Annotated in this window: 12 protein-coding genes; 7 read left to right on the top strand and 5 right to left on the bottom strand. The window is 71.4% G+C overall.

What is annotated here, in order from left to right; all coding sequences use genetic code 11:
• Positions 1-69: 69 nt before the first annotated feature.
• Positions 70-507, top strand: a complete 438-nt coding sequence (locus tag RM479_RS21180; protein ID WP_274812311.1) for a hypothetical protein — start codon at positions 70-72, stop codon at positions 505-507.
• Positions 508-510: 3 nt separating this feature from the next.
• Here RM479_RS21180 and RM479_RS21175 read toward each other — a convergent pair whose 3' ends face one another.
• The 5 genes from RM479_RS21175 to RM479_RS21155 all read right to left on the bottom strand — a co-directional run bounded on the left by RM479_RS21175 (position 511) and on the right by RM479_RS21155 (position 6,235).
• The gene (locus RM479_RS21175) at positions 511-1,218 is read right to left on the bottom strand and encodes a type II secretion system F family protein (protein WP_311513594.1); all 708 of its coding nucleotides are present in this window, start codon (positions 1,216-1,218) and stop codon (positions 511-513) included.
• 8 nt (positions 1,219-1,226) lie between these two features.
• Positions 1,227-1,901 carry a type II secretion system F family protein gene (locus tag RM479_RS21170; protein WP_311513519.1) on the bottom strand — a complete coding sequence of 225 codons (675 nt, stop codon included), beginning with the start codon at positions 1,899-1,901 and terminating at the stop codon, positions 1,227-1,229.
• A 251-nt stretch (positions 1,902-2,152) separates the two neighbouring features.
• Positions 2,153-3,292 carry a TadA family conjugal transfer-associated ATPase gene (locus tag RM479_RS21165; protein ID WP_311513593.1) on the bottom strand — a complete coding sequence of 380 codons (1,140 nt, stop codon included), beginning with the start codon at positions 3,290-3,292 and terminating at the stop codon, positions 2,153-2,155.
• A 92-nt stretch (positions 3,293-3,384) separates the two neighbouring features.
• Positions 3,385-4,455, bottom strand: a complete 1,071-nt coding sequence (ssd, locus tag RM479_RS21160; protein WP_311513518.1) for a septum site-determining protein Ssd — start codon at positions 4,453-4,455, stop codon at positions 3,385-3,387.
• 955 nt (positions 4,456-5,410) lie between these two features.
• A complete protein-coding gene (locus RM479_RS21155) occupies positions 5,411-6,235 on the bottom strand; it encodes a Fic family protein (RefSeq protein WP_311513517.1) in 825 nt (274 codons plus the stop codon).
• Between the two features lie 213 nt (positions 6,236-6,448).
• Here RM479_RS21155 and acs point away from each other — a divergent pair, with 213 nt between their 5' ends.
• The 6 genes from acs to RM479_RS21125 all read left to right on the top strand — a co-directional run bounded on the left by acs (position 6,449) and on the right by RM479_RS21125 (position 14,146).
• Positions 6,449-8,419, top strand: a complete 1,971-nt coding sequence (acs, locus tag RM479_RS21150) for an acetate--CoA ligase (protein ID WP_311513516.1) — start codon at positions 6,449-6,451, stop codon at positions 8,417-8,419.
• Positions 8,420-8,614: 195 nt separating this feature from the next.
• Entirely contained in the window at positions 8,615-9,103 is a 489-nt protein-coding gene (locus RM479_RS21145) for a phage holin family protein (protein ID WP_274812316.1), read from the top strand.
• Positions 9,104-9,113: 10 nt separating this feature from the next.
• Positions 9,114-10,019, top strand: a complete 906-nt coding sequence (locus tag RM479_RS21140; RefSeq protein WP_311513515.1) for an alpha/beta fold hydrolase — start codon at positions 9,114-9,116, stop codon at positions 10,017-10,019.
• 21 nt (positions 10,020-10,040) lie between these two features.
• The gene (locus RM479_RS21135) at positions 10,041-10,535 is read left to right on the top strand and encodes a DUF309 domain-containing protein (protein ID WP_311513514.1); all 495 of its coding nucleotides are present in this window, start codon (positions 10,041-10,043) and stop codon (positions 10,533-10,535) included.
• Between the two features lie 498 nt (positions 10,536-11,033).
• Positions 11,034-13,460 (top strand): sodium-translocating pyrophosphatase, encoded by a 2,427-nt coding sequence (locus RM479_RS21130; RefSeq protein WP_311513513.1) that lies wholly within the window; start codon positions 11,034-11,036, stop codon positions 13,458-13,460.
• Positions 13,461-13,654: 194 nt separating this feature from the next.
• Positions 13,655-14,146, top strand: a complete 492-nt coding sequence (locus tag RM479_RS21125) for a SixA phosphatase family protein (RefSeq protein WP_311513512.1) — start codon at positions 13,655-13,657, stop codon at positions 14,144-14,146.
• Positions 14,147-14,622: the final 476 nt, after the last annotated feature.

Here is a 14,622-nt window from a genome sequence, read left to right as displayed (position 1 = left end):
AGGCGGTGCGGGGCGGCGATGCGCGCGGGTCGCGCACACCAGGGCCGCCACGGCCTTACCCTCCGATGTATGGGACACCGACACCCGAGCAAACTCAAGAACACCGAGGTGGGACACGCGCGGGCGCGGTGGTTGTTGCGGGCCGAGCTGGCGGGGTGCGCGGAATGCCGGACCGAGGGCGATCGCGAGGCCTTGGGAGACCTCGCGGAGGAGGGTGTGTTCGACTCCTTCATCACCGGGTTCGTCCTCGCCCGGGTCCCCCAGTGGCGCCCCCCGGGCCGCACGCCCCGCTACCCGGCGACGGTGTACCGCCTCGCCCCGGTCGACGAACGCGACTTCTGGCGGGCGCCCACCCAGCACTGCATGCGCCTGTGCACGGTCGAGGGCCCGCGCGGAACACGGGTGGACACCCTGCCCGCGCTCAAGGAGCTGCGCCTGATGTCCCTGCGGGACCGCTCCCTGGTCCTGGGCGACCTCATCGACGGCTTGAGCGAGGACGAGGCCTGACCCTCACCGGCCCAGGGCCCGTGACAACAGGTCCACCACCATCGGCACCACCCCCACCAGAACGAACGCTGGCAGGAAGCACAACCCCAACGGCATCACCACGAGCACGCCCAACCGCTCGATCCGGGCGGCGGCCCGCGCCCGCACCTCCCGGCGCAGGTCGGACACGTGCCGGTCCAACAGGTCGGCCACCGGCGCCCCGGTGTCGGCGGCCCGGGCCAGATCGCGACCGGCGGCAGCCAACGGTTCGGGCAGCGCCCCGGGCTCGTCGGCCCAGGCCAGGGCCGGGTCGGCGCCGAGCCGCAGCCGTTCGGCCACCCGCGCCAGTTCCCCGCCCAACCGCCCGGGCGCGGCCCGGGCCACCGCCGTCAGGCAGGCGGGCAGGGGCGCCCCGGCCCGCATCCCCGCCGAGATGAGACCGATCACCACGGGGACGTCCCCGGTGACCTCGATCCGGTCCCCGGCCGCCGTGGAGCGCCCGCGCGCCCACCAGACGACGCCGCCGATCACCGCCGCACCCACTCCGAGCGGCCCGAACAGTGTCCCGAGCAACGTCACCGCGCCGGCCCCGGCCAAGGACACGAGCAAGGGGCGCCCGGGGAGGGGTCGCCGTGGTACGGGTGGTGGCCGCAGTCGGCCGCCGGGGCCACCGCCCAACGCGACCCATACCCCCGCGACCCCGCACACCACGGTGATGACGGCGAACACGATCCCCCCTCTCATCCGACCGCCGCGCGCACCAGCCGCAGCGTCCACCACAGACCCAGCAGGTTCAGCAGCACCCCGGAGACCAGGCAGAGCACCCCCAACGGGGTGGTGAACAGGAACGTCAACGGCGCGCCGCCCAACCCGGCCGACATCAGCAACCCGACCAGCGGGAGCACACCGAGGATGACCGCGGTGGTCCGAGGTCCACTGGTGCGCGCGGCGATCTCGGCCCGTAGCTCCTCCTGTTCGGTGAGCTCGGCGGCGAGCGCGTCCACGACCTCCGCCAGTCCGGCCCCGGTGTCCGTGGCCACCTCCCAGCACACCGCCAGGTAGGCCAGGGCGCGCAGATCCGGATCCGCCTCGGCGGCCTCGCGCAGCGCCTCGGGCCCGGGTTCTCCGCCGAACGCCCCGATCATGCCGGGTCCGGCCGCCGCGAGGCCGGTCCGCAACGCGTCCTCCGGTGGCCGTCCGGCCCGGAGCTCGGCGGCGAACACCCGGCACAGCGTGATCACCTCGTGCCGCTGTTCCCGTCCCCGTGTCGGTCCGGTCCACAGGGCTCGCGCCCGAGCCACCGCCCGCGCCACCGACGGACCCCGGTCCATCACCGGCACCCATCCGCCGGGCCCGGAGTCGGCCAGCACTCCCAACGCCACCAGCCCCACGGCGCACACCCACACCACCGTCATCGCACGGCCCCGTTTCTCGCGCTTGCGAGCTCCCGTTCACACCGGTCCCGTATCCGGCGTTTCCGCGTTCCCGTTCACACCGGCCCCGTTTCCCGCGTCCCCGTTCCCGTTCGCTGTGGCCACGGTCGGAGAAGCCATCCGCCGAACCGACGCCCGCCGCCCTCGGCGGCCCGGCCCGGTTCCGGGTCCCGGTGGTCGTGGGCGCACGTCCGGAGGTGGACCGGCGGGCCACCTTCCGGAGCCGGCCGGATTCACCGGCGCGGGCCTTCGCCGACCCGCGCGATCAGCTCGCCCATGCCCGGATGCTCCCGGTGGGCTCCGTCGGCGGTGAACGACACCGCGGGCACCGTGTGCACCAGGCCCTGACGGTCGTGCCCCAGCACCCGCACCTCCGACAACCGGCGCCCCCCGGCGTCCCGGACCAGGTGCACCACCAGCACCCGCGTGGCCGCCAACTGACTGTGCACCGCCTCGCGGCCGAGACCGGCCGCGCAGCCGAGCGCCTCCACCCGGGCCGGCACATCCCCCGCGCCGTTGGCGTGCAGGGTCCCGGAACCGCCTTCGTGCCCGGTGTTGAGCGCCCCCAACAGGGACACGATCTCCGGCCCCCGGGCCTCGCCCACCACCAACCGGTCCGGGCGCATCCGCAGCGCCTGACGGACCAGCACCTCCAAGGTCACCTCGCCGCTGCCCTCGATGTTGGCCGGGCGGGTCTGTAGACGCACCACGTGCGGGTGATCCGGGCGCAGTTCGGGGGAGTCCTCCGCCAGCACGATCCGTTCCCGCGGATCGACCGACGACAGCAGCGTCGACAACAGGGTCGTCTTGCCCGTGCCGGTGCCACCGCTCACCAGGAACGCCGCCCGCGACACGACCATCGCGCGCAACAGCCCCGCCCCGTGGGGTGTCAGGGTTCCGCAGGCCACCAACTCGTCCAGGGTGAAGGCCCGGCGGGGCGGCATCCGCAGGGACACGCACGCCCCCGTCGGCGAGATCGGCGGCAGCACCGCGTGGAGGCGCGCGTTGTTCGGTAGGCGGGCGTCCACATAGGGCACCGCCGCGTCCAGTCGCCGTCCCGCCTGCGCCGCCAGCCGCTGGGCCAACCGCCGCACCGCGTCGGCCGACTCGAACCGCACCGCCACCCGGCGCAGCCCGCCACCGTCGTCCACCCACACCTCGTCGGGTCCGTTGACCAGGATGTCGGTGACCCCGGAGGTCATCAGCTCCTCCAACGGCCCCGCCCCGGCCAGGTCCGCGGCCAACCGCCGGGTCAGGGACAGCACCTCGGTGTCGCCCAGCACCCCGCCCTCGGCCCGCAGCGCCGCCGCCACGTTGCCCGGGCTGACCGGCGTCCCCGACGCCACCAACCGGTTGCGCACCGACTCCACCAGCTCCGGGCCTTCGGCGTGCCGGCCGGGTGGGACGTCCGTGCTGAGGGGACCGTTCGTCGGAGGGCGCCACGGGGCCCCTTCGGCCGGCGCGCTCACCGGGGCACCCCCGTCAGGTCGGCGACGAGCCGGTCGGCGAACCCGGCCAGCGGCGAACGCGGATGGTCGGCCGGCCGCCGCCCCGCCGTGAGCGTCCGCGCCAGCCCCGGTTCCGGCGGCAGATCGGCCCCCAACGGCAGCCCCAGCCCCCGGGCCACCACGTCGGCGGTCAACCCGCCCGAGGCTCCGCGCACCACGGCGCGCAGTTCACGGGACTCCTCCCGTAACCGCGGCACCATCGCCGACGCCGCCACCACGGCGGCCACCTCGGCCGGGACGACCAGCAGCACCAGGTCGGACCGGTTGAGGAACGCCGTGACCGCAGATCCGAACGAACGCGGCAGGTCGACGACCACCAGATCGCACCCCTGCCGAGCCGAGTCCAGCATCGCCCGGGCCGCGCCGGCGGGCAGGGGACCACGACGCGGGTCGGGCCCGTGCATCCAGGTCAGCACCGAGATCCCGGTCGGGCCGGGCAGCCGCGGGGCCACATCGGACCACCGCAGGCGTCCGCGCCGCTCCACCAGGTCGTCCCAGCCGATGCGCCGCTCCACCGGATCCCGTTCGCAGCCCAGGAGGATGTCGGGGCCGCACCCCAGCGGGTCGGCGTCGAGCAGTGCCGTGCCGTGCCCGCCCCGCGCACCGGCCAACGCCAGGGCGACGGCCAGCAGACTCGCCCCGGCCCCGCCGCGTCCGCCGACCACCGCCACGGTCGGTGCCCGACGCCCGGCCGGCCCCCCGGCGGCGAGCAGCCCGGTCAGGACGTTCTCATCACGGGGCAGCAGCAGGGGGCGACCCGCGCCGAGGAGACCCGGCACCCGCCCCTCCCCGACGCCCCCCTCGCGGGCGACGACCACGAAGCGGGCGTGCGGTGGCCGCTCGCCGGAGCGCAGTGTCGGGTACAGGTCGGCGCCCAGCACGACCATCGGGGAGCGCGGCCACGACAGCAGCGCGCGGTCGACGCTGTCGGCGGTGGTCACCCGGACCGAGGCTGCGGCCGACAACCTCAGCAGGTCGTCGAGCAGTCCGGTGTCGGCGGTGGCGATGAGGGGAGGTGCGGCGTCCATGGGACCTCCGGGAACGGGAGGGTTACCCTTCGACCTTCGCCGATGCGGGGGACGCGGGAAAGCCCCGATCGCGCACCTGTGGACAACTCACCGGTTCGCGGAAGGGGTGGGGAGGGTGCCGGACCGGAGAGGTTCCGAAGACCTGCGGGCGGGATGCGCACACGGGGGCGGATGCACATCCCGCCCGACAGGCTCGGCGAGCGGGCCTCGTGCGACGTCCCGCGATAGGGGGGAGCGCGGGTGGGTCGCCGTCTCGGCCCTGGGGGGAGGGCCGGGCCCGCCCTTCGGAAGGGTCGACGAGGGGAGGGGATCCCCCGGACCACCGAAAAGCGCGTCGGCACGTGCGTTCCACGCGGGGCCGGTGCCGTCGGGCCGCGTAGGGAATACGCACACGCCGAGGCTTTTACCGAAGTGGTGGGAACCGGTTCCCGTCGGAACGACGGGAACGACGTTACCACGTGACGCTGTGTATCGGTTCGGGAATCCAGGATGAAAAGTTGGGTCAACCACCTTTTCGGATCCCGGCTCCTGTCGTACAAAGAAAGTGATCGGTGGCTGAGATCCACCCTGACAGGTGAACCGGGAACCCACGCGCCAGCAGGCCTCGTTAGGCCCGCCTCGATCGAGGTGCTCTGCGAAGCACCAGGTCAGGCTATATGAATGGACGCTTGCTAACCCGGTGCAACGTGTCGGAGACGGCGCCCGGCGGATTCTCCGCGGGGCGTCGTTCGTCGTGTTCGACAGGAGTGCGAAGCAACCCCGAAACATTCGGTAACGGGTGAGCGTGACCGAACCGGTATCCTTCGTGCCTCGACCGGACCGTAAATGGACGAGTGATGGGCGTTGTTTCCCGTTCACCGTCCCGACGGCCCCTGTTCGGAGATCCACCCGGTCCGGTCGCGGCCGGCGGAGAGCGAGCCCCCGCACCCGGCGGCTCCCGGGCCCCGGCCGGGTCTCAGCCGCGCTTGAGCGCCTCGCACGTGGCCAGCGAGTCCTGGGCCCCGGCCCGCACCGCACGGCAGCAGTAGGCGACCCACGCGGCCACACCCTCGGGCGTTCCGCCCATGTACCCGCGCAGCGCCGGCGCGTACTCCTCCGACAGCGTTCGATGACCCAGTTCGGAGGGCACCAACGACTTGGGGTCCAGCCCGCGCTCCACCAGCGTCAACCGCTCGGCGGCGCGCGCCACGATCCCGTCGCCCCAACCGAAGGGGCGGATCGCCATCAGTTCGCCGTGCACCACCGCCGAGGTGACCAGCGCCGGCACCGAGGTGCGCGCGGCCAGCAGCGCGTAGAGGCCCTCCATCCGGGCGTGCGCGACCTCGGGGGACAACGGTGCGCCCACCCCCAGCGGGTCCTCGACCCGCTCTCCGGCCAGCCGCGGCCGTCCCAGGGCGTCGGCGGACACCGCGTCCGCCGCGGCGAGCGTGTGCAGGCGGGCCAGCACCTGGCGGGGCGCCTTCGGCCAGGTCTCCACCAGGGTCCCCAGCTCTCCGCCGACCCGCAGCGCGCCCTTGATCCGGGTGTCGTACACGTGCCCGGCGCGGATCTCGTCCATCGACACCTCGGCGCCCTCCAGGGCGGCCGACGCGCACGCTCCGCGCAGGGAGGACTCCATGGACACGTCGCTGCTGCGACGGCGCAGGATCCGGTGACCCAGCAGCCGGTCCACCAGGGTCCGGGTCTCCTCCACGGCCTCGGCCACGCCGGGGAGCGCGGCGATCCGGGCCAGCGGATCGGTCTGGGCGGCAGAAGTCGTTTCGCTCACGCGCTCCAACATACGCGCCGGTAACACCGACCACCGACGTCCGGCGCGTCCCCGCCCGTCCCTTTCCGCCCTGTCGCGCGACCGCTCGTCGTCCCCCGGTGACCGTTCACCGACCGTTCGTCGCGTGCCGGGTCGTCCCCGGCGCTGGACCCGACCCTGGATGTTCCACAGGTACAGACCACATGATTAATTTGGTGTGAACCAGCCAACGTAAGGAGAATCACAGTGGCCGACAGCACTCCTCCGAGCCAGGAGACACTGTCCAACCTTCTCCACGAGACGCGCAGCTTCCCCCCGCCGGCCGAGCTGGCCGCGAGCGCCAACGTCAAGGCCGACGTCTACGACGAGGCCGCCGAGGACCGCCTCGGTTTCTGGGAGGAGCAGGCCCGCAGGCTCCAGTGGGACCAGCCCTGGGACAGCGTCCTCGACTGGCAGCCGCCCTTCGCCAAGTGGTTCGTCAACGGCAGGCTCAACGCCTCCGTCAACTGCGTGGACCGCCACGTCGCCAACGGCCTCGGCGACCGCGTCGCCTACCACTGGGAGGGTGAGCCGGGCGACACCCGCAGCATCACCTACGCCGAACTCAAGGACATGGTCTCCCAGGCCGCCAACGCCCTCACCGGGCTCGGCGTCACCAAGGGCGACCGCGTCGCCATCTACATGCCGATGATCCCCGAGACGATCGTCGCGATGCTGGCCTGCGCCCGCCTCGGCGCCGTCCACATGGTCGTCTTCGGCGGCTTCTCCGTCGACGCGCTCGGCCAGCGCCTGGACGACAGCCAGGCCAAGCTCGTCATCACCGCGGACGGCGGTTACCGGCGCGGCAAGCCCAGCGCGCTCAAGCCCGCCGTGGACGGCGCGGTCGCCGACCGCCCCGCCGTGGAGAACGTCCTCGTCGTCCGCCGCACCGGCCAGGACGTCGAGTGGACCGACCGTGACGTGTGGTGGCACGACCTCGTCGACTCCCAGAGCACCGAGCACACCCCCGAGGCGCACGACGCCGAGACGCCGCTGTACATCATGTACACCAGCGGCACCACGGCCAAGCCCAAGGGCATCCTGCACACCACCGGCGGTTACCTCACCCAGGCGTCGTACACCCACTGGGCGGTCTTCGACCTCAAGCCCGAGACCGACGTCTACTGGTGCGCCGCCGACATCGGCTGGGTCACCGGCCACTCCTACATCGTCTACGGCCCGCTCTCCAACGCCGCGACGACCGTCCTCTACGAGGGCACCCCGGACACCCCGCACCGCGGCCGGTTCTGGGAGATCATCGAGAAGTACAAGGTCACCATCGCCTACATGGCCCCGACGGCGATCCGCACCTTCATGAAGTGGGGGGACGACATCCCCGCCAAGTTCGACCTGTCGAGCCTGCGCGTCATCGGCTCGGTCGGCGAACCCATCAACCCCGAGGCCTACATCTGGTACCGCAAGCACATCGGCGGTGACCGCGCCCCCGTCGTGGACACCTGGTGGCAGACCGAGACCGGCGCCATCATGGTGAGCCCCCTGCCGGGCGTCACCTCCGGCAAGCCCGGGGCGGCCATGCGCGGCCTGCCCGGCATCGCCGCCGACGTCGTGGACGAGAACGGCCACTCGGTGCCCGACGGCGAAGGCGGCTTCATCGTCATCCGCGAGCCGTGGCCCTCGATGCTCCGCGGCATCTGGGGGGACCCCGAGCGCTACAAGGACACCTACTGGTCGCGCTTCGAGGGCCTGTACTTCCCGGGCGACGGTGCCAAGAAGGACGAGGACGGCGACCTGTGGCTGCTCGGCCGCGTCGACGACGTCATGCTCGTCTCCGGCCACAACATCTCCACCACCGAGGTCGAGTCCGCCCTGGTCTCGCACCCCACGGTGGCGGAGGCCGCCGTCGTCGGCGCCGCCGACAAGGTGACCGGTCAGGCCATCGTCGGCTTCGTGATCCTGCGCAACGGTGCCGAGGAGGTCTCCGAGGAGACGCTCAAGGCCCTGCGCGACCACGTCGGCGCCTCCCTGGGTCCGATCGCCAAGCCGGCCCGCCTGCTGGCCGTGCCCGAACTGCCCAAGACCCGTTCGGGCAAGATCATGCGCCGCCTGCTGCGCGACATCGCCGAGCACCGCGCGGTCGGTGACACCTCCACGCTCACCGACTCCTCGATCATGGAGGTCATCGCCAAGCAGCTGCCGCCCGCCCCGCAGGACGACTGACACGCGCACCGACGCACGGGGCGCCCCGGACCCTTCGCCGTTCCGGGGCGCCCCCTCCCAGCAGGGAACGCTCACCCCGATGAAGAGACCGGGGCCTCCCTTTGTGCGTGCCGTGAAGGACACCGATGGCGGTGCATGTGCGAGGATGCGGAGGATCATCCGCATGTTCGGACCGACAAGAAGGGAAACCCCGCGATGGTGGACAAGCCGGGTGCCGGTGGACCTGGCACCTCCAGTGACGGCGACCGCTCCGTCGGCGAACTCGTCTCCGACGTCACCGACAACCTCTCCCGTCTGGTGCGTCTGGAACTCCAACTCGCCAAGGTGGAGGCCAAGGCCGAAGCGGCCAAGGTCGGCAAGGGCATCGCCGGTTTCGCGGTGTTCGCCGTACTGGCGCACATCTTCGTGATCCTCCTTTCGGTGACCATCGCCTTCGTCCTGTACGAGGTGGCGGGTCTGCCGGGGTGGGCCTCCTTCGCCATCGTCACGGGTTTCTACCTGCTCATCGCGCTCGTGTCGGCGCTGTTCGGCCTGCTCAGCTTCCGCAAGCTCAGGGGCTTGGAGCGCACCCAGGTGACCGGGGCGCGCCTGGGCCAGATCCTGCGCCGTGAGGTCGTCCCCCCGGGCGCGCGCGACATCGCCACCACCGACCAGGCCGGTGCCACCGCCACCTCCGGACGCTAGTCGCGCCACCGTGCTGGACGACTCGGCCGCCTACGTCGACGGCCCGTGGGACCACCGGACCGTCGGGGCCGCGGGCACCCGCTTCCACGTCGCCGAACTCGGTGAGGGACCGCTGGTGCTGTTCCTGCACGGGTTCCCCCAGTTCTGGTGGGCGTGGCGGCACCAGATGACCGCCCTCGCCGACGCCGGGTACCGGGCGGTCGCCGTCGACCTGCGCGGATACGGAGGCAGCGACAAGACCCCGCGCGGATACGACCTGGTCACACTGGCCCAGGACGCCGCCTGTCTGGTCCGCGCGCTGGGTGCGCGCGAGGCCGCGGTGGTCGGCCACGGGGTCGGCGGTCTGATCGGTTGGACCATGACCGCCTACCACCCGGGCACGGTCCGTGCCCTGGCGGCGGTCTCGGCCCCGCACCCGCGCCGGGCCGCCCGGGTCCTGCTCGCCGGCGGCCTCGGGGCACGTCACATGCTCCGGGCCCAACTGCCGATCCTGCCCGAGCACCGCCTCCTCGCCGACGGCTGCGCCCGGGTCGGCGACCTGCTGCGGGAGTGGTCCGGCCCCGACTGGCCCGACGCCGAGGCCGAGAGGCTCTACCGGACCGCGTTCTCCATCCCCAAGGTGTCCCACTGCTCCTTGGAGTACCACCGGTGGATCGCCCGTTCCCGGCTGCGCCCCGACGGGCTGCGCTACCACGCGCGCATGGGCGCCCCGGTGCGGGTCCCGGTGCTCCAACTCCACGGCTCCCTCGATCCGGTGTGTCCGCCCGGGACGGCCCGCGCCTCACAGGGCTCGGTGACGGGGGCCTACCGTTGGAGGGGGATCCCCGGCGCCGGGCACTTCCCCCACGAGGAACGCCCGGACGCGGTCTCGGGCGCGCTCGTGGAGTGGCTCGGCGACCTCCCCGACGGTGACTGAGCGAGAAAGGCGGGACGTTCGATGGGCACGGTGAACGACGACCGGGACCGGGCCTCCGACGGCCGGGCGCAGAACCAGCGACCTCGCGACCGCTACGGCCGACCGATGCCGCACGGCTCCCTCGGGGAGGTCGAGCGGGTTCCCGACGACGCCGAGTTCTCCGCGGAGGAAGGTCTGGAAACCGCCCAACGTCTGCTCGACGAGGGGTACGCTTTCACCGCCCACGAAGTCCTCGAAGCCGTGTGGAAGTCCTCCCCCGAGTCCGAGCGCGAACTGTGGCGCGGACTCGCCCAGACGGCGGTGGGCGTCACCCACGCCCAGCGCGGCAACCTCGCCGGGGCCGCGCGCCTCCTGCGTCGTGGCGCCGACCGCGTCGAGCCGTTCGGTCCCGACGCGCCGCACGGCGTGGACACCGCCGGGGTGGCGGCCTTCGCCCGCGGGCTGGCCGACGGCCTGGACGCGGGTCGTGTGGCTCCCGGAGACGGGGTCGACCCGTCCGGTCTGCGCCTGCGCTGAGGCCCGAGGGGACGATGTGGTCCCTGAGGTCCACGAACCCCCCGATGCCTTTGCGGTCCCTCGGGTGTGTGAGGCCCCTGAGATCCGTGGGGCTCCCGAGGCCTCCGGGGCTCGATTCCCTTTTTCTGGGCTTATGCGTACTTTAACGTTAACACTGCATTAAGTCATTATGCAAGGCAAATATCGCAGATAAAGGCATTTATGCGTTTTTCGAGATCACCGATGGATCACATCTTTGATCATTCTCGAAAAAGTCGCCAATCCGCTCTCTTCTTTTTTCTTCGGGCTGCGTAGAATTCCCGGATCACCGCCCGCGAGCGCGTGGCGCGGGCAGTGGGCACCACAACCGAAGGTGGCACCGCTTCGACCCCCGACCACGTGCCGTCGGGCCAGCTCAGGCCCCTTCCGGACGACGGTACGCGCACGACCCGGCGAGGTATTCCCCTCGCCTCGCGTGTACGGGGGAGAAAAGGTCGTGCCCGTCTCAAGGAGGACGGATTGTCTGGGCTCAACCTCGCCGCTCAAAGCGGCACGGCCCTAGCACTGGAAGGCGTCGACTTCACACTCGTCATCATCGTCATGGCGGTGGCGCTTCTCGCCCTCGCCGTCGCGGGGGTGCTGGTACGTGAGGTCCTCGCCGCCGGACAGGGCACCGAGCGAATGCGCAACATCGCCGTCGCGGTCCAGGAGGGAGCGGGTGCCTACCTCAGGCGACAGTTCCGCACCCTCGCGGTCTTCGTCGTGGTCATTCCACTCCTGCTGCTCCTGCTGCCGGCCGACTCGTGGGCCATCGCCATCGGTCGCTCCCTCTTCTTCGCCCTCGGCGCGCTGCTCTCCGCCGCCACCGGCTTCATCGGCATGTGGCTGGCGGTCCGGGGCAACGTCCGCGTCGCCGCCGCGGCCCGCGGAGGCGGTGAGAACGACAGCCGCACCGCCATGCGGATCGCCTTCCGCACCGGTGGCGTCGCCGGCATGATCACCGTCGGCCTCGGCCTGTTCGGCGCGGCCCTCGTGGTGCTCCTCTACCGGGGCGACGCGCCCATCGTCCTGGAGGGCTTCGGCTTCGGCGCCGCCCTCCTGGCCATGTTCATGCGTGTCGGCGGCGGGATCTTCACCAAGGCCGCCGACGTCGGCGCCGACCTCGTCGGCAAGGTCGAGCAGGGCATCCCCGAGGACGACCCCCGCAACGCCGCCACCATCGCCGACAACGTCGGGGACAACGTGGGCGACTGCGCGGGCATGGCCGCCGACCTGTTCGAGTCCTATGCCGTCGTGCTCGTCGCCTCCCTCATCCTGGGCCGCGTCGCGTTCGGCACCGAAGGCCTGGTCTTCCCGCTGCTGGTCCCGATGATCGGTGTCATCACCGCCATCATCGGCATCTTCCTCGTCGCCCCCCGCGCCCGCGACAAGTCGGCGATGGCGGCGATCAACCGCGGTTTCTTCATCTCCGCGGCGATCTCCGCCCTGTTGGTCACCGCCACCGCCTTCTGGTACCTGCCCGGGAGCTTCGAGGAGCTGTCCGGCGTCAGCCAGGGCGTCCTCGACGAGATCGCCGCCGCCGGCACCGACCCCGACCCGCGCGTCATCGCGGTCGCCGCGGTCCTCATCGGTCTCGTCCTCGCGGGCGCCATCCAACTTCTCACCGGCTACTTCACCGAGACCGACCGGCGACCCGTCCGGGACATCGGCAACAGCTCCGAGACCGGGGCCGCCACCGTCATCCTCTCCGGTATCTCCGTGGGCCTGGAGTCGGCGGTCTACTCCGCGCTGCTCATCGCCGGCGCCGTCTACGCGGCGTTCCTCCTGGGCGGCGGTTCCATCACCCTGAGCCTGTTCGCCGTCGCCCTCGCCGGCACCGGGCTGCTCACCACCGTCGGCATCATCGTCGCGATGGACACCTTCGGCCCCGTCTCCGACAACGCCCAGGGCATCGCCGAGATGTCCGGCGACGTCCAGGGCAAGGGCGCCGAGATCCTCACGAGCCTGGACGCCGTCGGCAACACCACCAAGGCGATCACCAAGGGCATCGCCATCGCCACGGCGGTCCTGGCCGCCACCGCGCTCTTCGGCGCCTTCCGCACCTCCGTGCAGGAACAGCTCGGCGACACGGAGGTGTTCTCGCTGTCCCTGGACCACCCGGACGTCCTGGTCGGGGTGATCATCGGCGCCAGCGTGGTGTTCTTCTTCTCCGGTCTGGCGATCACCGCCGTCGGCCGCGCCGCCGGCCGGGTGGTGCTGGAGGTGCGCGAACAGTTCCGTACCCGCCCGGGGATCATGGACGGCACGGAGAAGCCCGACTACGCCCGGGTCGTGGACATCTGCACCCGTGACTCGCTGCGCGAGCTCATCACCCCGGGTCTGCTCGCGGTCCTGGCGCCCATCGCGGTCGGCTTCGCCCTGGGCTACGCCCCGCTCGGCGCCTTCCTCGGCGGTGCCATCGCCGCCGGTGTCCTCATGGCGGTGTTCCTGGCCAACTCCGGTGGCGCCTGGGACAACGCCAAGAAGCTGGTCGAGGACGGTCACCACGGCGGTAAGGGCTCGGAGGCCCACGCCGCGACCGTCATCGGCGACACCGTCGGAGACCCGTTCAAGGACACGGCGGGCCCGGCCATCAACCCGCTGCTCAAGGTGATGAACCTGGTCGCGCTGATCGTCGCGCCCAGTGTCGTGATCTACGCGGACAACGTCGTGCTCCGGGTCGGCGTCAGCGTTCTCGCGGTGGCCGTCCTGGTCGGCGCGGTCCTGTGGTCCAAGCGTCTGGGCTCGGGCACCGAGACCGAACCGGCCGAACTCGAACGCGACGCTCCCAAGGCCGACGACGACCACGGCGCGCCCACGGACGACGTTCCGGCGGTGGAGGAGGGCTCCACCGTCACCGACGAGAGCACGGAGCGGGACAACAAGGAGGAGGCCCGCACCCAGTGACCCGCTGATGCCCGGGTGACACCGGGTAAGGGGCCGTCGGAGGAGCGCCTCCGACGGCCCCTTCTACCCTGGGGGCAGCACAACGTATTCAGGGGGTGGTTCCCGGTGTCGGGAATGAAGGGTCTGCTCGTCATCGTGGGGGTCATGGTGGGCTTCATCGCCGTTCTCGCCATCGTCGCGTCGGTGATCGCGTCGTGAACGGTCGTACGCTCCTCCTGCTCCGTCATGCCAAGGCCGAGGTGGGATACGGGGTCGTCGATCACGACCGCTCCCTCACCGACCGGGGAAGGGGTCAGGCCGAGGCGGTCGGGCGTCTCCTCGCCGAGCAGGGGTACGCCCCGGACCACGTGATCTGTTCGTCGGCGAAGCGCACCCGCCAGACCTTGGACGGTGTCCTGGGGGTACTGGGGGAACAGGAGACGTTCACCGCCCCGGAGATCGACTACTCGGAACCGGCGTACACGGCGGGCGTGGACTCCCTGGTCGAGCTGATCACCTACGTCGACCCGCGAGTGCGCACCCTCCTGGTGGTGGGGCACAACCCGACCATCGCCCAACTGGCCGCCTCGTTCGTGGGCAACGAGGCCCTGGTGTCGTACTCCCCGGCCACCGTCTCCGCGGTGGAACTGGAGGTCGAGTGGCTCTACACGGCCCCGGGCACGGGGACGGGACGCCTGCTCAACTGAATGTGACCCAGGACACGCGCCGGATCGTTTGCATCGAACCGGAGCGAGGGGTAACGTTCTCCGAGTCGCCTCCGACGGGCCCAAGGCTCCGAGGGGCACGACCGAACGAAACGAACGCGAAAGCGGGCGAGTCGGTCGATCTTCTTCTCTCCGAAATTGAGCGGTCCGAAGCAGTGCTGCGGACATGTAAAATCGGAGAGCGCTTCCAAAGGAAACAGAGGAAGCGAGTCCTTCACTTCAGAAGGTTCCGGAAAACGCCGGTTTGGCGGGACACGGAAACGCTGATAAAGTGAAGACACAACAAAGCGGAAACGCAAACGTCTTCCACGGAAGAGCATCAGCGGACCTCGTGGTCCGGGGCTTGTACGGGAAGAACGGTTGTTTCTTGAGAACTCAACAGCGCGTGTTCGATTTTCTTTAAGCCATGTTTGTTTTGGCCCCGTCACACACGATCAGTGCGATCGGGTGTGCGAGGT

This window comes from Nocardiopsis lambiniae, assembly GCF_031845465.1.
GTDB classification, from domain to species: Bacteria; Actinomycetota; Actinomycetes; order Streptosporangiales; family Streptosporangiaceae; genus Nocardiopsis; species Nocardiopsis lambiniae.
This window is presented reverse-complemented; position numbering and strand designations above follow the sequence as displayed.

Bases quoted from the DNA above. Each gene is read 5' to 3' on its own strand.
- RM479_RS21145 (WP_274812316.1), top strand. From the start codon at position 8,615: ATGGTGGACAAGCCGGGTGCCGGTGGACCTGGCACCTCCAGTGACGGC.
- RM479_RS21135 (WP_311513514.1), top strand. From the start codon at position 10,041: ATGGGCACGGTGAACGACGACCGGGACCGGGCCTCCGACGGCCGGGCG.
- RM479_RS21180 (WP_274812311.1), top strand. From the start codon at position 70: ATGGGACACCGACACCCGAGCAAACTCAAGAACACCGAGGTGGGACAC.
- ssd (WP_311513518.1), bottom strand. From the start codon at position 4,455: ATGGACGCCGCACCTCCCCTCATCGCCACCGCCGACACCGGACTGCTC.
- RM479_RS21170 (WP_311513519.1), bottom strand. From the start codon at position 1,901: ATGACGGTGGTGTGGGTGTGCGCCGTGGGGCTGGTGGCGTTGGGAGTG.
- RM479_RS21155 (WP_311513517.1), bottom strand. From the start codon at position 6,235: ATGTTGGAGCGCGTGAGCGAAACGACTTCTGCCGCCCAGACCGATCCG.